The organism is Gottschalkia acidurici 9a, from assembly GCF_000299355.1.
Lineage (GTDB): Bacteria > Bacillota > Clostridia > Tissierellales > Gottschalkiaceae > Gottschalkia > Gottschalkia acidurici.
This window is the reverse complement of the sequence record NC_018664.1, coordinates 1,792,850-1,810,197: the sequence shown is the minus strand read 5'-3', so window position 1 is coordinate 1,810,197 and position 17,348 is coordinate 1,792,850. Positions and strand designations below refer to the sequence as shown.

The window sequence follows — 17,348 nt, the reverse complement described above, 5'->3', positions numbered from 1 at the left end:
TGAATGTGCTATACTATATTTATATAATTTTGGACTAGAGTACACTTTATTGAGAGGTTGATAGAGATTGTTAGAAAAACTGCTGGCTAAAATAAAAAGATATAATTATCAAGGTGACATAGATGAAGTAATAAAGGCGTATCATTTTGCAGAGCAAGCTCACGAAGGTCAATTTAGAAAATCAGGAGAGAAATACTTTATACATCCTGTAAATGTTGCTATGATTTTAGCTGAACTCAATATGGATACAGCTACTATTGCAGCGGGATTAATGCATGATGTGCTTGAAGATACTGATGTTACTTATGAAACTATAGTTGAAGAGTTCAGTGAGGAAATAGCTAATTTAGTTGATGGTGTCACCAAACTGAAAAAACTTAAATATAAAACAAAAGAAGAAAATCAAGTTGAAAATTTAAGGAAAATGATAATAGCTATGTCTAAGGACATAAGAGTTATAATAATAAAACTAGCTGATAGACTTCATAATGCAAGAACACTTGATTTTATGTCTGATGCTAAACAAAAGGAAAAAGCACTAGAAACTTTAGATATATATGCACCTATTGCAAATAGACTAGGTATGTCTAAAGTAAAGTGGGAGCTAGAAGATCTTTCATTAAGATATATAGATCCTAAAGGATACTTTGATTTAGTAGAAAAAGTATCTATGAAAAGAAAAGAAAGAGAAAAATATATAAGAAAGATTATAGTGTCACTAAAAGAAAAGCTCGATGAAATGGAGATACCAAATGAAATAAGCGGTAGGCCTAAGCATTTTTATAGTATATATAGAAAAATGGTCTATCAAAACAAGACCTTCGAACAAATTTTTGATTTGACCGCTATAAGAGTAATAGTAGATACAGTTAAAGACTGCTATGGTGTTCTGGGGATAGCACACACATTGTGGAAGCCTATACCGGGAAGATTCAAAGATTATATAGCTATGCCAAAACCTAATATGTATCAATCTCTACACACAACAGTGATAGGTCCCCAAGGCGAACCTTTTGAAATTCAAATTAGGACTTGGGAAATGCATAAAACAGCGGAATACGGTATAGCTGCTCACTGGAAGTACAAGGAGGGTGTGACTAAAAATTTAGGATTCGAAGGTGGATTCTCATGGTTAAGACAACTTCTTGAACTGCAGAATGATTTAAAAGATCCTAGTGAATTTATGGAGTCACTGAGAATAGATCTTTTTAATGATGAGGTATTTGTATTTACACCAACTGGAGATGTAATAAATTTACCAGCAGGATCTACTCCTATAGACTTTGCATATAGAGTTCATACAGCAGTAGGAAACATCTGTGTAGGAGCTAAAATAGATGGTCGTATAGTTCCACTAGATACAAAATTAAAAAACGGAAATATAATAGAAATTCTAACATCACCTAACAGTAATGGGCCAAGTAGAGATTGGCTAAAAATAGTAAAGAGCACTCAAGCTAAAAGTAAAATAAAACAATGGTTTAAAAAAGAAGATCGTGATGAGAACATAGTTAAAGGTAAAGAGATGTTAGAAAAAGAAGTAAAAAAATTAGGTTATAAGACAAACGAGATACTAAAAGATGAATGGCTAAAAGCTATCGGAGAAAAAATGAGCATAAATACAGCAGAAGATGTATACGCATCGGTAGGGTATGGAAATGTTACTGTATCTCAAGTAATGACAAAATTAAGAGAGTTTCATAAGGAACATTATAAAAGCAAGATAGAAACGAAAGAAGATTTTGTTAAGGCTAATGTAAGTACTAATGAAAATAAAAGCTATAAGCCAACTCAAGGAGTTACAGTAAAAGGTATAGACAACTTGAAAGTAAGATTTTCTCGATGTTGTAGCCCAGTACCCGGTGACGATATAGTGGGTTATGTAACTAGAGGAAGAGGTGTGTCTGTTCATAGGAAAGACTGTCCAAATCTAGAAAGTCTGGATATAGCTGAAAGATTTATAGATGTAGACTGGGCCACAAATGAAAAAAGCTCATATTCAGCTGAAATACAAGTAAAAGCAACAGATAGAACTGGATTGCTTACAGAAATAACTCAAATATTATCAGATGCAAAACTGTCAGTAACATCTTTAAATGCTAGAACAAGCAAAGAAAAAGTAATTATTATGAATATGACACTGGAAATAAAAGATATAGATCAATTAAAAGAACTTATGAAAAAGATAAAAAGATTAAATGGAGTAATGGATGTATATAGAGTTATTACTTAAGAGGAGTGAAAGTAGTGAGAGTAGTTATACAGAGAGTATCTGAAAGTAGTGTGGTTGTGGATAACAATACTGTAGGATCTATAGGTAAAGGTATACTAGTACTACTAGGAGTAGGTCATGATGATACTCAAACTGACATAGATTATTTATGTGAAAAAATTGTAAATTTAAGAATATTCGAAGATGATAATAGTAAAATGAACTTATCTCTATTAGATATAGAAGGTGAGCTTTTAATAGTATCCCAATTTACACTAATGGGAGATATAAGAAAAGGCAGAAGACCAAATTTTACAGATGCAGCAAAGCCAGATATTGCTGAGAAGGTGTATTTAGACTTTATTGAAAAATGCAAGTCTTATGAAGGGATAAAAAAGATACAAACAGGAGTATTTGGTGCAGATATGAAAGTAAATTTAATAAATGATGGACCAGTAACCATTTTAATAGACAGTAAGAAACAATTTTAGGAGGTAGAATATGATAATAGAAAAGATGCCACTAGGTTGTTATTCGGCAAACTGCTATATCCTTGTATGTGAGGATACCAAAGAGGCTGTAGTAGTTGATCCAGGTGGAGATTCTGATGTAATTATGAACTTCATAAAAGATAAAGACTTACAGTTAAAATATATTATATTAACTCATGGTCATGGAGATCATATAGGAGGAGTGTTAGATTTAAGAGAAGTTTATAACATACCTGTATTAATTCATGAAAATGACGAAGAGCTAATAGCAGATCCAGATAAAAACTTATCTACACTTTTACCTATGAATGATATATCTTTTAAATCTGATAGAAATTTAAAAGATGGTGATATTATAGATTTTGGTAAATTAAGACTAGAAGTTATTCATACTCCAGGTCATTCACAAGGATGTATATGCTTAAAAGCAGAAAATAATATAATAACTGGAGATACTTTATTTAGAGGATCTGTTGGAAGAACAGACTTATATGGTAGCTCTAGCAATATATTAGAGTCAATAAAAAATAAACTGCTTATATATGATGATAGTACTATAATATATCCAGGACACGGTGAAAATAGCACTATAGGATATGAAATAGAAAACAATCCTTTTTTATAATATATAAGATATGCTAAGAATATTTAATTATAAATAGAAATAAATAGAATACTCCTAAAGATATGTGGAAAGATAATACTAATTGAATTTGTATAAAACATTTTAGGAGGTATTTTCTATGTATGATTATGAAAATTACATTTTTGACTTTTATGAAAATCAAGTTTCTAATATGTCTATAAACGATATATTTTTATTAAAAGATATGGGATTGCGTGAGAACGAATTAGCACAGGAACTAAAGATACCAAAGTCTTATATAAATGAATTAATCTATGAGCATAGAAAGGATTTTTAGATGAAATCGAATAAGATTTACGTTTACTTACAAGGTCATGACTTTAAATATGATATTTCTGCATTAATAAAAGTATTTTATACTGACAGTGAAATAATATTTATAGAAGAAAAGGCTTTGGTGGATAACCAAGGCCTTTTAATAGAAAGTATATTAAATAGTGATGATAATACAGCATTTTCAAGCTTATCAAAAGATGGACAAGTAGTAGCAGAGTCTATAAAAGATATAAATAAAATAGATATAAAAGATAACGATACTAAAAAGATTATAAAAGCAGCAACAAAGCAAAGTATTTTTGAAGTACTGCATAAAACAAACGATATAAAGGTACCATGGGGAGTTCTTACTGGTATAAGACCTACGAAAATAGTTCATAGTCTTTTAGATAATAAAATTGATGAAGATACAATAAGATATATATTAGTAAATGAATACAGAGTAGACTTAGAAAAAGCAAATCTAATTATAAATATAGCCATAACAGAAAGAAAATTTATATATCCATTAGATGAAAGAAAATATAGTCTATATATAAGTATACCGTTTTGTCCTACAAGATGTCTTTACTGCTCCTTTCCATCAAATGCTATAGATAAGTCTAGTGATTTAGTAAATATATATACTGAGAAATTGATGCATGAGATAGAGAAAGTTTTTGAAATTATGCAAGATAAAATCATAGATACTGTGTATATAGGTGGAGGAACACCTACTGCAATACCAGTTAAAAATTTAGATAATATTATAAAAAAGGTTTATTCTGTATTTGGAAGTAACTTAAGGGAGTTTACAGTTGAGGCAGGAAGACCCGATACTATAACCTTAGAAATGTTAGAAATGCTTAAAAGTAATAATATAAAAAGAATAAGTATCAATCCACAAACTATGAATCAAGATACATTAAGAACTATAGGTAGAGAACATAAGTCACAAGAAATATTAGATTCATTTAGATTAGCTAAGCAATTAGGATTTAATATTATAAATATGGATTTGATAGTTGGGTTACCAGGAGAGGATAAAACTCATATAGAAAATACTATGAGGTATATAGAAGAGTTAAAGCCAGAAAACCTTACAGTACATACTATGGCTGTAAAAAGAACGTCTAGACTTAAAGAAGATATAGATAAATATTCTCTAACTAGTCAGAATTCCATTGAAGAAATGCTAAATGTAACAAAACACTATGCAGAGAAGATGGGTATGAAACCATATTATATGTATAGACAAAAGCAGATTCTTGGTAACTTTGAGAATGTAGGCTATTCAACTGACGGTAATGAGTGTATATATAATATGCTTATAATGGAAGAAAAGCAAACTATAATAGCGGTTGGAGCTGGAGGAGTATCGAAAGTTTATTTTCCACAAGAAGATAGACTAGAAAGAATTCCGAATGTTAAGGATTTAAGAGAATATATAAATAGAGTAGATGAAATGATAGAAAAAAGAAAAATATTTTAATTCATAATCTCGTTCTTGAATGGTTAAGAACTGAGGTGTTTTTATTTTAAAGGAGGATTTACATGTTAACGAAAGCACCTAGAGGAACAAAGGATGTACTACCATCAGAATCTTATAAATGGCAATATGTAGAGAATGTATTTAAAGATGTATGTAAAAATTTTGGATATAAAGAAATAAGAACACCAGTGTTTGAGCACACTGAACTATTTGAAAGAGGAGTAGGCGAGACTACTGATGTTGTTCAAAAAGAGATGTACACATTCTTAGATAAAGGGGAAAGAAGTATAACTTTAAAGCCGGAAGGAACATCTCCAGTTGTACGTTCCTATATAGAAAACAAGCTATACGCAGATGCACAACCAATAAAGGCTTACTATATTACTCCTTGCTTTAGATACGAAAGACCTCAAGCAGGTAGACTTAGAGAATTTCACCAGTTTGGTGTAGAGGTATTTGGAAGTCAAGAAGCTTCTTTAGATGTTGAAGTTATGACTTTAGTATCTACTTTCTTAAAAACATTAGGACTTAAAAATATAGACCTTCATATAAACAGCATAGGCTGTCCAAGTTGTAGGGAAAACTATAATAAAATATTAAAAGAATACTTAGGTTCTAGACTAGATGAATTATGTGAAACTTGTAAGTCAAGATATGAAAAGAATCCTATGAGGATATTAGACTGTAAAAATGAAACTTGTAAAGAAAAAACTAAAGATGCGCCTCTTATGATAGACAACTTATGTGACGAGTGTTCAGAACACTTTGAAAAAGTAAAAGAATATTTGAAGCTTGCAGAAGTAGATTTTGTAGTAGACGCTAAAATAGTTAGAGGATTAGATTACTATACTAAGACTGCATTTGAATTTATATCTAATGATATAGGATCACAAAGTACAGTTAGTGGTGGTGGAAGATACGATAGATTAGTTGAAGAACTTGGGGGAGTCTCTACTCCTGCAGTTGGATTTGGACTAGGAATTGAAAGACTACTACTAACTTTAGAAAATAATGGGATAGAAATACCAAAACAAGATAGTGTAGATATATATATAGTAAGCATTGGAGAAAATGCTGATAAAGAAGCATTTAAGCTACTATCTAAGTTAAGAATGAATGGAATATCTGGAGACAAAGATTATTTAGGAAGAAGTATAAAGGCACAATTTAAGTATTCAGATAAAATAAATGCAAAGTATACTGTAGTTATAGGAGACGATGAGATAGAAAAAGGAATAGTGTCTCTTAAAAATATGAGTACAGGAGAGCAAAAAGAAGTTAATATAGATAGTTTAGCAGAAGAGCTAAAGAAATAAGGTCAAGATATTGACACAAGGAGGATTTTAACGTGGCAGAAAGCATGGGTAACTTAAGAAGAACACATATGTGTGGAAATTTAAGAATAGAAAATGAAGGTGAAGAAGTTATACTTATGGGATGGGTTCAAAAGAGAAGAAATCTGGGATCCCTAATATTTGTAGATTTAAGAGATACTACAGGAATTATGCAGGTAGTATTTGATAGCGATGTTTCAGAAGAGGCTTTTAATAAGGCAGATAAAATAAGAGGAGAATATGTATTAGCTATAAGAGGTAAGGTTTATAAAAGACAATCTATAAACAAAGAAATACCTACTGGAGAAGTTGAAGTATTTGTAGAAGAGTTAAAAATATTAGATAAAGCAGAAACACCACCTATATATATAAAGGATAACGATGAAGTTGCTGAGAATATGCGTTTAAAATATAGATATTTAGATTTAAGAAAACCATCTATGCAAAACAAATTAAAAACTAGACATAAAGCTACAAGGATAATAAGAGAATTCTTAGATGACAATCATTTCGTGGATGTAGAAACACCTATGCTTACAAAACCTACTCCAGAAGGTGCCAGAGACTACTTAGTACCTAGTAGAGTAAATGCAGGGAGATTCTATGCATTACCTCAATCACCACAAATACTAAAGCAATTATTAATGGTTTCAGGAATGGATAGATACTATCAGATAACTAAGTGTTTTAGAGATGAGGATTTAAGAGCAAATAGACAGCCAGAGTTTACTCAGGTCGATATAGAGATGTCTTTTGTAGATGTGGAAGACATTATAGAAATAAACGAAAAGCTTATACAAAAACTATTTAAAGAAATAAAAAATATAGATATAGAGTTACCATTACAAAGAATGAGTTACGCTGAAGCTATGGAGAGATTTGGTTCAGATAAGCCAGACATAAGATTTGGATTTGAACTTAAAAACTTAAGTGATATAGTAGCTAATAGTGAATTTAAAGCATTTAGTGAAAACATTAAAAATGGTGGAGAAGTAAGAGCTATAAATATAAATGGTTATGGAAATGAGTTTAGTAGAAAAAACATTTCGAAACTAGAAGATTTTGCAAAAACTTATGGTGCTAAGGGGTTAGCATGGATAAAGATAACTGATGAAGAAGTAACTTCTCCAATAGCTAAGTTTTTAAGTGAGGAAGAACTAAATAATATAGTAGAAAGAATGGATGGTAAAGCTGGAGATTTAATCTTAATAGTAGGAGATAAACCATCAGTAGTGTTCACAGCACTTGGAAACCTAAGAGTAGAAATAGCAGAAAGACTTAATATAATAGATGAAAATGACTACAAATTATTATGGATAACAGAATTCCCTCTATTTGAATATGATGAAGAAGAGGATAGATATGTAGCTAAACATCATCCATTTACTCATCCAGTAGATGAAGATATAGAATTGCTTGAAACAGCACCTGAGAAAGCAAGAGCTAAGGCTTATGACATAGTTATAAACGGAGACGAAATAGGTGGTGGAAGTATAAGAATAAATAATTCTGAGCTTCAAACAAAGATGTTTAAGGCATTAGGATTTACAGAAGAAGAAGCTACAGATCAATTTGGATTTTTACTAGAGGCATTTAAGTATGGAACTCCACCACATGGGGGAATAGCTTACGGATTAGATAGATTAACAATGATATTAACAAATAGTGATAATATTAGAGATGTTATAGCATTCCCTAAAACACAAAATGCTACTTGTCTACTGACAAATGCACCAGCAGAAGTAGAAGAAAGTCAGCTTAAAGAGATCCATATTAAATCGGTAGTAGAGAAAGATCAATAAATGTCGATTTTTCAATTAAAATGCTTTATTTAAAGCTGCAGAGAATATATAATAATATATAGTATATACTCTACAGTGAAGGAGTTGTAAATAGATGTTACATTCATTTTCAAGAACAGAAATCTTAATAGGAACAGAAGCACTAGAAAAACTAAAAAATAGCAAAGTAGCTGTTTTTGGCATAGGTGGAGTTGGAACTTTTGCAGTTGAAGCTCTTGCAAGATCAGGAGTAGGTGAACTAGTTCTAGTAGATGATGATGATATATGCCTTACAAATATAAACAGACAAATACATGCTACTAGGAAAACAGTTGGAAAAGCTAAAGTAGAAGTAATGAAAGAAAGAATACTGGATATAAATCCGGATGTAAAAGTAACTATTTACAAAAAGTTATACAACAGTGAGACGGCAGAAGAACTATTATCAGATGATTATGATTATGTAATAGATGCTATAGATATGGTATCAGCAAAACTAGACTTAATAGAAAGATGTAAGAACAGAGATATACCAATAATAAGTGCAATGGGAGCAGGAAACAAGCTTAACCCTACGATGTTAGAAGTAGAAGATATATATAAAACAAGTATATGTCCTTTAGCGAAAGTTATGAGAAGAGAACTTAAAAGAAGAAATATAAAAGACTTAAAGGTAGTTTATTCTAAAGAGAAGCCAATAACACCATTAGAAATAGGTGGAGGATGTAAAACTAATTGTATTTGCCCAAATAAAGATGAAAATAGCAGATCTTGTACAGTTAGAAGACAAATTCCAGGCAGTGTTTCTTTTGTGCCTTCAGTATCAGGTCTTATAATAGCTTCAGAAGTTGTAAAAGATATTACAAAGGAGAGATCTTCATGCAACAAAAAGGATATGTAGTAAAAGCAGATGATGAAATGGCACAAGTGATTATAAAGAGAGAGTCTGCTTGTGGTCATAGCTGTGATACTTGTGGTGGAGGGTGTAGTAGTCCCAGTATATCTTTAAATATAGAAAACAAACTAGGAGCAAAAACAGGAGATTATGTATTAATTGAAAGTAAATCCTCAACTATATTAAAATCAGCATTTATAGCATATATAATACCCCTTATACTAATGATTATTGGTGTGTCTATAGGTATGAAAGTATTTAATAATATGGGTTATGAAAACTATGAAACGCTATCATTCTTAACAGGATTAGTATTTGTTGTAATATCATATTTTTTATTAAAGTATGTAGATAATAAATATTTTAGAGATAATGACTCTTTACTAGAAATGGTTGAAATATTAGACAAATAAAAAAACTTCCATGTAGATTTAAATCTACATGGAAGTTTTTTTAGATTAACTATCTTTTTTTAATAACTCACTCTCATCTTTCTTTTCTCGTAAGTAATTTACTATAGCTCTGTTTAATGCAGATGAAACTATAACTCCAGAAGCAAGAGCAAGTGCTACGAGTAGTGTTTGACTACCCGAGTCAGCAGCATTTAAAAAGTTTTTCTTTGTTAGAGCTAGCATAGTATAATATATACCTGCACCAGGAACTAGCGGTATGATTCCAGGAATAATGAAAGTAGTAGAAGGCTTTTTAAATATTTTAGCAGATATTTCCCCCAATATTCCTACAGAAAGAGCACCAACAAATGATCCAGCTATAGAAGATGATGATAAATTTTTTGTTACAAGAAATATAATCCATCCAATAGTACCATTTATTCCTGCTTTGACTATTGTATCTTTAGGACTATTAAAAATTACTGCAAATCCCGCCGTAGAGAGAAACGCATATAGAAATTGTTTAATATAGAACATGTTAAATCCTCCTATAAAAAGTAAGAATAATAATTTAGCACAATACCTACACCTGATGCTATAGATAATGCACTTATCACAGCTTCCGAAGCCCTAGATAATCCTGCAAGAAAATCACCAGATATAGAATCACGAGCAGCATTAGTAATTATATAACCAGGAACTAGAGGCATTATAAAACCTATTATTATCAGATCTAAGTTTAAAGCAAAGTTGAAGCGTATAACCAAAACTGTAAGCATAGTTCCAACAGCAGAAACTATAAAATCTTTAACAAATCCTACTACATCAACATTATCTAAAAGAACACTTTTCATATAAATAACTATCATGCTTATAATAAATGCCCATACGAAGTCACTGAAGACACCACCAAATAGAAGGGCAGAAAATCCACCTGCAAACCCTCCAAAGAGTGAATGCGTGAACTTTGAATAATTACTTGTATTATCTATTTTATCTAGACAATCAATAGCATCATCTATACTCATATCAGAACTTAAGAAGTTTCTAGAAAAGTCATTTACTAAAGCTATTTTATTTAAATTTATACCCTTAGGTTTAGTTCTTTTTATGTAAGTCATAGCATCATCGCCATATCCTATAGTTAAAAATATACCTGTTGGAATAACAAAGACATCTACATAATTTACACACTTTATAGTGCTACAAAGTCTGACAATAGTGTCTTCAACCCTATAGGTCTCAGCACTACTTTCTAACATTATTCGTCCAGCTAGCATGGTCATATTAATAACTTTTTTTACAACTGCACTGTCGCCCATTAAGAATAACCTCCTATCTTATAATTATTATAGAACATATTTCATTTTAATTAAATTATATTTTTATAATATACCACTAATGACAGTAAAAAAACGATTTAAAATGTTAAGTTGTAATTAAAGTAACTAATAAAATAGTCTATGAGCAAAAGTATGTTAAAAAAACTACGAAAAAGAATAAGAATTATGAAAAAAAATGTCTAATTTAAGACGCCACAAACGTTTTCAGAAAGAGATATAGAATAAATTAATACATATCAAAAGATTATAGAAAAAATCAATAACACCAAGAAAATGTGATTTAGGCCTTTATTTAATCAAATTTAAGTGTTATATTATATATGAATTGATTTTCAAACAAATATATACAAAATAATAAAGAATAATAAAAATAACTTAATTGAAGGGGGACATTTTAACATGGATTTCAGAAACTTAAAGAAGACAGATCCAGAAATATTCGGAGCTATCGAGAAAGAATTAGAAAGACAAAAAGAAAACATTGAGCTTATCGCTTCAGAAAACATCGTAACAAGATCAGTTATGGAAGCAATGGGTAGTTATTTAACAAACAAATACGCTGAAGGATATCCAGCAAAAAGATACTACGGTGGATGTGAATTTGTTGACGTAGTAGAAAACTTAGCAATCGACAGACTTAAAGAAATATTTGGTGCTGACCATGCTAACGTTCAACCACACTCAGGAGCTAACGCTAACTTAGGAGTTTACTTTGCAACTCTAAAACCTGGAGATAAAGTTCTAGGAATGAACTTATCACACGGTGGACACTTAACTCACGGAAGCCCTGTAAATATATCAGGTACTTACTATAACTTCATAGACTACGTAGTTGAAGAAGGATCAGAAGTTGTAGACTATGACAAAATAGAAGAAATCGCAGTTAAAGAGCAACCAAAAATGATCGTTGCTGGATGGAGTGCTTACGCTAGAAAGTTAGACTTCGCTAGATTCAGAGAAATAGCTGATAAAGTTGGAGCTTACTTAATGGTAGATATGGCTCACTTTGCTGGACTAGTTGCAGCTGGACTATATCCAAACCCAGTACCACACGCTGACTTCGTTACAAGTACAACTCACAAAACTCTTAGAGGACCAAGAGGTGGAGTTATCCTTTGTAAAGAAAAATATGCAAAAATGATAGACAAAGCTATATTCCCAGGACTACAAGGTGGACCATTAATGCACGTAATCGCTGGTAAAGCAGTTGCATTCGGAGAAGCTTTAAAGCCAGAATTCAAAGCTTACCAAGAGCAAGTTGTTAAAAATGCTGCAGTTTTAGCAGAAGAATTACAAAAACAAGGATTCAGAATCGTTTCAGGTGGAACTGATACTCACTTAATGTTAGTTGACGTTAAAGCTGTTGGATTAACTGGAAAAGAAGCAGAACTTCTATTAGACGAAGCTAAAGTAACAGTTAACAAAAACACTATACCATACGATCAAGAAAGCCCATTTGTAACAAGTGGTGTTAGAATTGGTACACCAGCTGTTACAACTAGAGGATTCAAAGAAGCTGAAATGAAAGAAATCGCAGAAATCATCAAATTAATATTAATAGACAAAGATAAAGAAGCAGCTATAGCAAAAGTTGACGCTCTTATAGCAAACTTCCCACTATATGCTACTGAAGATTCATTATTCTAATAATAGAATATAACATAAAAAGCAGTCTAAAGATTAGTCTTTAGGCTGTTTTTTTATATCATAAATCTAAAGATATTTTAAAAAATTCACTTTTGGTATAAATTAATATATATTAGGAAAATATAAAGTAAAATAAAATAATTTAAAGGTGATGAAATGTTTAAATATGGTTTTATAATAGTTCCATCTATTATAATTGGTTTTGTATCAAGGCTATCTATGTTAAAGGTCGATCATAGACAATATCCAAGTTATCCACAAGGGTTCCTTACTCATCTAACATTAGGGCTTATAGCATCGGCACTTGGATCTGTTGCAGTACCATCTATAATTTCAAACGAATTTGCAGCAGTTACTTTCTTGTCATTAGCAGCGCAGCAATTTAGAGATGTAAGAAACTTAGAGAGACAGAGTTTAGATAATATGGAACCTACGGAATTAGTAGCGAGGGGAACTGCATATATAGAAGATATAGCAAAAGCTTTTGAAGCAAGGAACTATGTAACTATGATAGTCTCTTTAACATGTAGTATAGTAATCTATATCATGTTCATACTAAATATACCTAAAATGTACTGTATAATAGTTGGAATAATAGTTAGTATAGTAACAATTTTAATTTTAAATAAGCTTATATCAAGACAAACACTACAAGATATGGCAGATGTGAAAAAAGCAAAGATTACATTTGATGGTCCACTTCTAAAAATAAATAATACTATAATTATGAATATAGGGTTAGAGGCATCAAGAGAAATATATCTTAAAAGTGGTATAGCAGTTGAAATAATACCACACAATGATAATGGTGTAGTAACTTTAGCTAACATAGGTCAAAGGCAGGCTATACTTCATAATGCAGCAGAATTACTAGGAATAAGAAAAGATGTCGATGAGCCAGACTTTTCTCCTATAGCTCGAAGGGATCCAGATACGGGTAGAGTTCTATTATCATTAGTGGCGATGCATCCTGATGAAGATGCTCTTCTGGACGTGGTGAGAGGAACTATAGTTCTAGAGAGTGCAAAAAGAAAACCTCTAAATACTAAAGTTGCTAGAAGAGCATCTGATTAAGGAGGTGTGACTATGGATGTAGGTATAAAAGATAATATACTGGCGATAGTGACCACAAGAAAAGAAAAAGTTTCTTCAGGAAGTGTTCCTATATTTTATGCAGATAGCGAAGAAGAAAGAAATAAAGTATCACTTTTAATAGCAAAAGTAACTATGGCGATGGTTCATGATTTGGAAAATGGATGTTATGTTATAGTTAAACATTAATTTGAGAGATTGACTTAAAAAGCAATCTCTTTTTTATATGACAAGTAATAGGAGTATTCTATAAAAAAGATTTGAAACTGAATTAAAATGGATTTAAAGGTAGACTATAGAAAAACTATAGTCTACCTTTAAATATATAATTAAATACGTACATTTTAATCTTAAATTGCAATACTTATAGAAGTTATATCTAATAAATGGTAAATACATGGTATAATAAACTATAATATAAGGTAAGAACAAGAAAAATGAAAAGGAAGCGATAAAATGAAATCTGTTTTAGTTATGGGTGGCACATCATTTGTAAGTAGTTTTTTAGCAAAACATCTTATTGGACAAGGATATAATGTAGATATTCTTACAAGAGGGCTTAAATCAATTGATTATGACGGCTTTAGAGAACAACTAATCTGTGATAGAAAATCAAAGAATGAAGTTCAAGAGGTCTTAGAAGGAAGAAAGTATGAGTTTGTTTTTGATATATCTGCATATACAAAAGCTGATGTAGAAATACTACTGACTTCTATTGATAAAAATGAGTTGAAAAAATATGTATTTTGTTCATCAGGAGCGGTATATGAACCGAGTAGTGATACTATAAAAGAATCCTTTAAAAAAGGAGAAAATTCTAATTGGGGAAAATATGGTATCGATAAAAAAGAAGCAGAGGACTTTATTATAAATAGTGGTATACCGTATACTATTTTTAGACCTCCATATATTTATGGGGAAAACAATAACCTCTATAGAGAAATATACTTTTTCGATAGAATTATCAATAATAAGGAAATTCCCATTCCTTTTGGAAAGGATACTAAAACCCAATTTATACATATTAATGATTTAGTTAGAATATTTGAAAGTGTAATGTATAATGAAAGTTCTTCAAATATATATAACGTAACAAATCCTGAACTTATTTCATGGGATTACTTTATAGCAAAATGTGGTGAAGTCATAGGTAAAACTCCTATAATGAAAAAAATAGATGTAAATCAAGTGAAGTTAGAATCAAGATCGTACTTCCCATTTAGAGATGTAACTTACGTACTTGATACAGAACAACTGATGAAAAGTAAACTTTATAAACCTACAATTTCATTAGAAGAGGGATTGAAACGAGCTTATGAATGGTATATAGATAAAAAACCAAAGTTAAATGATGTTAAAATGATGGATAAAGTTAATGAACTGTTAGGGAATTAATTAAATATAATTACATTTCACATCTAAATTTTATTAATTTATGTTGCGTGAATTTCTAATTAATAGCTTATATAAGAAAATATTTTATGATGAATATGTTCTCGTATTTCTGCGGGATTGTTTATTTTATAGAATTTAAATATAGAAATTATATAAATAGAATCATAATATAAAGAAAATATTCCTAATCAGATACACTGTGACTCGATAGTTTAGAAAAACTTTAAATAAATATATAGAAATGAAAAGGAGAGCAACCGATGAGGAGGTACTTAAAACTAAGCTTAATAATATGTTTTTTAATCATATTACCAGGCAAACTATTTGCACAACAAGGGGAATTAGTAGAAATTCAATTAGATCAAAAGAAACTTGTATTTCCTGATGCAAAACCTTTGCTAATAAAAGATGAGAATAGAGTACTTGTACCAGTTAGATTCGTAGGAGAACAATTAGGGGCAGTCGTATATTGGGATAAAGAAAGTGAAGAAGTTCATATATTTTTAAATAATAAGGTAATATTGGTAAAAATGGGTAGTGATTATGCAACTATAAATAATAATAGAATTACTCTTGATAGTGTAGCTAGGATAATAGATGGAAGAACCTATGTACCGTTAAGATTTATTTCGGAATCATTAGATTGCAGTGTAGATTGGGATGGTTATAGATATATAGCGTATATTACGACAAAAGAAAATACAAGACCTATTATAGAAAAACCTATATCAATTACTGCTACAGGAGATATGTATATAGATGAGCAGGCAGTTCTAGCACTAGATAGCAACTTTAACTTAGATGAATATCATAGAGCTATCTACTCATATACCTCAGATTGGTCTAAAATCGAATTTATAATAGATTTTAGTGCAAGTGGAGGTATAGCCAGTACAAATATTGATGGAGAAATGTTCAAACCTGGTGAAACACAGGATGCATTTAAAAAAGTATTAAGATATTATTTTAGTGATAAAACTAATGATGTTTGGAGATATTTAGAGCAAATAGTTAGCAAGAAGAAAAGCTTTAAAGATATTAAAGAGTTTGGAGATAGAAGTATAACAGTAATAAAACCAGATGAAGATGATAGAATTTTTATATTTATAAACTAACTTGTTATACTAGATAAAAAATTAATATCTAATAAGATAAATATTGAAATTTACAAACTCAGACTTATTTCAGAAAGTAAGAATCAGTACCTATGTGCTAATTATAAAAATATTAAATCCTTGATATTAGAGACGTTAAAGGCAAAAGAGATATGTACACATTTATAAATGGTAGTGAAGATCATATTATACTTTATATTAATAATAGTCTCATTTTAGTAACTAGAAGATTATATATAATAGAAGAGGTGATACCTATGAATTTTGAAACTTGCTTTCAAATATCTTCTGCAATATTGATGGAAGGGGCCTTAGGAGAGAGATTAAAGCGAGAGTATAGTGTAGAATTTGATGATAAAGTCGCAATGGCTGGATTAGTTTATAATACTCATTCAAGGGAAGCAATGGAAAGCATCTTTAAAGAGTATGTGACAATAGCTGAAAAGTACAAGTTGCCATTTATTGCAACCACACCAACGCGTAGAGCAAATTTAGAACATGTTATGCAATCGGAATTTGATGAAAAAATTATTGAGGATAACGTACGTTTTTTACAAAAAATCAAGACTTATGCAAGTACAGATATGTTTGTAGGTGGACTAATGGGGTGCAAAGGAGATGCTTATAAGGCAACAGAAATTTTATCTATACAAGAGGCTCATAAGCTTCACTCATGGCAAGCAAACTTATTTAAAAATTCAGGAGTAGATTTTTTATTTGCAGGAATTATGCCTGCATTATCTGAAGCTATTGGTATGGCAAAAGCAATGGAGAATACAGGGTTAGCATATATTATTAGTTTTATGATTAGAAATAATGGAAGGCTCATAGATGGAACCACTATTCATGATGCAATTTTAAGTATAGATAATGAAACTTTAAGAAAGCCAATTTGTTATATGGCAAATTGTGTTCATCCAATAGTTTTGAAAAAAGCACTATCCTGTTCTTGTAATGAAACTAAATTAGTAAAAGAACGCTTTAGAGGTATACAAGCAAACACTTCTCAATTGTCACCAGAGGAGTTAGATAATAGCGATGATTTAAAGACTTCTGATAGCATTAGCTTGGCTTGCAACATGATGGAGTTAAACGATTACCTTACTCCTAAAATTTTTGGTGGATGCTGTGGTACTGATAATACACATATAGAAGAAATAGCTAAAAGATTAAAAATGGTTGATTTATAGAAAGTGATTATAAATATGAGAATTTAAGCGTTATTTAATTAATTTAATAAGTACAAAATCATAATTAG

17 protein-coding genes are annotated in these 17,348 nt (G+C 30.5%); 15 read left to right on the top strand and 2 right to left on the bottom strand.

Annotated features, from left to right (window positions below; all coding sequences use genetic code 11):
• Positions 1 to 67: 67 nt before the first annotated feature.
• The 9 genes from CURI_RS08685 (at position 68) to CURI_RS08645 (ending at position 9,519) form a co-directional block, all read left to right on the top strand.
• Entirely contained in the window at positions 68 to 2,233 is a 2,166-nt protein-coding gene (locus CURI_RS08685) for a RelA/SpoT family protein (RefSeq protein WP_014967878.1), read from the top strand.
• Positions 2,234 to 2,247: 14 nt separating this feature from the next.
• Positions 2,248 to 2,703 carry a D-aminoacyl-tRNA deacylase gene (gene dtd, locus CURI_RS08680; RefSeq protein WP_014967877.1) on the top strand — a complete coding sequence of 152 codons (456 nt, stop codon included), beginning with the start codon at positions 2,248 to 2,250 and terminating at the stop codon, positions 2,701 to 2,703.
• Between the two features lie 10 nt (positions 2,704 to 2,713).
• A complete protein-coding gene (locus CURI_RS08675; RefSeq protein ID WP_014967876.1) occupies positions 2,714 to 3,328 on the top strand; it encodes an MBL fold metallo-hydrolase in 615 nt (204 codons plus the stop codon).
• 118 nt (positions 3,329 to 3,446) lie between these two features.
• On the top strand, positions 3,447 to 3,626 hold the full coding sequence (locus CURI_RS08670) for a hypothetical protein (RefSeq protein WP_014967875.1): 180 nt from the start codon (positions 3,447 to 3,449) through the stop codon (positions 3,624 to 3,626).
• Entirely contained in the window at positions 3,627 to 5,096 is a 1,470-nt protein-coding gene (gene hemZ, locus CURI_RS08665) for a coproporphyrinogen dehydrogenase HemZ (RefSeq protein WP_014967874.1), read from the top strand.
• Between the two features lie 62 nt (positions 5,097 to 5,158).
• A complete protein-coding gene (gene hisS / locus CURI_RS08660; protein ID WP_014967873.1) occupies positions 5,159 to 6,412 on the top strand; it encodes a histidine--tRNA ligase in 1,254 nt (417 codons plus the stop codon).
• Positions 6,413 to 6,444: 32 nt separating this feature from the next.
• Positions 6,445 to 8,232 (top strand): aspartate--tRNA ligase, encoded by a 1,788-nt coding sequence (gene aspS, locus CURI_RS08655; RefSeq protein ID WP_014967872.1) that lies wholly within the window; start codon positions 6,445 to 6,447, stop codon positions 8,230 to 8,232.
• 94 nt (positions 8,233 to 8,326) lie between these two features.
• A complete protein-coding gene (locus CURI_RS08650) occupies positions 8,327 to 9,112 on the top strand; it encodes a tRNA threonylcarbamoyladenosine dehydratase (RefSeq protein WP_014967871.1) in 786 nt (261 codons plus the stop codon).
• Positions 9,091 to 9,519: a SoxR reducing system RseC family protein gene (locus CURI_RS08645; protein ID WP_014967870.1), complete on the top strand. Its 429-nt coding sequence runs from the start codon at positions 9,091 to 9,093 to the stop codon at positions 9,517 to 9,519. Before CURI_RS08650 ends, CURI_RS08645 begins: the two co-directional genes overlap by 22 nt.
• 45 nt (positions 9,520 to 9,564) lie before the next feature.
• Here CURI_RS08645 and CURI_RS08640 read toward each other — a convergent pair whose 3' ends face one another.
• Complete coding sequence (locus CURI_RS08640) at positions 9,565 to 10,035, bottom strand: threonine/serine exporter family protein (protein WP_014967869.1); 471 nt, start codon at positions 10,033 to 10,035, stop codon at positions 9,565 to 9,567.
• Positions 10,036 to 10,046: 11 nt separating this feature from the next.
• Positions 10,047 to 10,820, bottom strand: a complete 774-nt coding sequence (locus CURI_RS08635) for a threonine/serine exporter family protein (protein WP_014967868.1) — start codon at positions 10,818 to 10,820, stop codon at positions 10,047 to 10,049.
• Positions 10,821 to 11,240: 420 nt separating this feature from the next.
• Here CURI_RS08635 and CURI_RS08630 point away from each other — a divergent pair, with 420 nt between their 5' ends.
• The 6 genes from CURI_RS08630 to CURI_RS08605 all read left to right on the top strand — a co-directional run bounded on the left by CURI_RS08630 (position 11,241) and on the right by CURI_RS08605 (position 17,280).
• On the top strand, positions 11,241 to 12,488 hold the full coding sequence (locus CURI_RS08630) for a serine hydroxymethyltransferase (RefSeq protein WP_014967867.1): 1,248 nt from the start codon (positions 11,241 to 11,243) through the stop codon (positions 12,486 to 12,488).
• A gap of 156 nt (positions 12,489 to 12,644) precedes the next feature.
• Entirely contained in the window at positions 12,645 to 13,562 is a 918-nt protein-coding gene (locus CURI_RS08625; RefSeq protein WP_014967866.1) for a YIEGIA family protein, read from the top strand.
• Positions 13,563 to 13,574: 12 nt separating this feature from the next.
• Positions 13,575 to 13,769 carry a capping complex subunit for YIEGIA gene (locus CURI_RS08620; RefSeq protein ID WP_014967865.1) on the top strand — a complete coding sequence of 65 codons (195 nt, stop codon included), beginning with the start codon at positions 13,575 to 13,577 and terminating at the stop codon, positions 13,767 to 13,769.
• A 267-nt stretch (positions 13,770 to 14,036) separates the two neighbouring features.
• A complete protein-coding gene (locus CURI_RS08615) occupies positions 14,037 to 14,975 on the top strand; it encodes an SDR family oxidoreductase (RefSeq protein WP_014967864.1) in 939 nt (312 codons plus the stop codon).
• Between the two features lie 260 nt (positions 14,976 to 15,235).
• Positions 15,236 to 16,090: a copper amine oxidase N-terminal domain-containing protein gene (locus tag CURI_RS08610; protein WP_014967863.1), complete on the top strand. Its 855-nt coding sequence runs from the start codon at positions 15,236 to 15,238 to the stop codon at positions 16,088 to 16,090.
• A 257-nt stretch (positions 16,091 to 16,347) separates the two neighbouring features.
• A complete protein-coding gene (locus CURI_RS08605) occupies positions 16,348 to 17,280 on the top strand; it encodes a homocysteine S-methyltransferase family protein (RefSeq protein WP_041702049.1) in 933 nt (310 codons plus the stop codon).
• Positions 17,281 to 17,348: the final 68 nt, after the last annotated feature.

Excerpts from the sequence above, each read along its gene's own strand:
- CURI_RS08635 (WP_014967868.1), bottom strand. The coding sequence starts at position 10,820 with ATGGGCGACAGTGCAGTTGTAAAAAAAGTTATTAATATGACCATGCTA.
- CURI_RS08640 (WP_014967869.1), bottom strand. The coding sequence starts at position 10,035 with ATGTTCTATATTAAACAATTTCTATATGCGTTTCTCTCTACGGCGGGA.
- CURI_RS08650 (WP_014967871.1), top strand. The coding sequence starts at position 8,327 with ATGTTACATTCATTTTCAAGAACAGAAATCTTAATAGGAACAGAAGCA.
- CURI_RS08610 (WP_014967863.1), top strand. The coding sequence starts at position 15,236 with ATGAGGAGGTACTTAAAACTAAGCTTAATAATATGTTTTTTAATCATA.
- CURI_RS08620 (WP_014967865.1), top strand. The coding sequence starts at position 13,575 with ATGGATGTAGGTATAAAAGATAATATACTGGCGATAGTGACCACAAGA.
- CURI_RS08645 (WP_014967870.1), top strand. The coding sequence starts at position 9,091 with ATGCAACAAAAAGGATATGTAGTAAAAGCAGATGATGAAATGGCACAA.
- hisS (WP_014967873.1), top strand. The coding sequence starts at position 5,159 with ATGTTAACGAAAGCACCTAGAGGAACAAAGGATGTACTACCATCAGAA.
- CURI_RS08670 (WP_014967875.1), top strand. The coding sequence starts at position 3,447 with ATGTATGATTATGAAAATTACATTTTTGACTTTTATGAAAATCAAGTT.
- CURI_RS08630 (WP_014967867.1), top strand. The coding sequence starts at position 11,241 with ATGGATTTCAGAAACTTAAAGAAGACAGATCCAGAAATATTCGGAGCT.
- CURI_RS08675 (WP_014967876.1), top strand. The coding sequence starts at position 2,714 with ATGATAATAGAAAAGATGCCACTAGGTTGTTATTCGGCAAACTGCTAT.
- CURI_RS08605 (WP_041702049.1), top strand. The coding sequence starts at position 16,348 with ATGAATTTTGAAACTTGCTTTCAAATATCTTCTGCAATATTGATGGAA.
- CURI_RS08625 (WP_014967866.1), top strand. The coding sequence starts at position 12,645 with ATGTTTAAATATGGTTTTATAATAGTTCCATCTATTATAATTGGTTTT.
- CURI_RS08615 (WP_014967864.1), top strand. The coding sequence starts at position 14,037 with ATGAAATCTGTTTTAGTTATGGGTGGCACATCATTTGTAAGTAGTTTT.
- hemZ (WP_014967874.1), top strand. The coding sequence starts at position 3,627 with ATGAAATCGAATAAGATTTACGTTTACTTACAAGGTCATGACTTTAAA.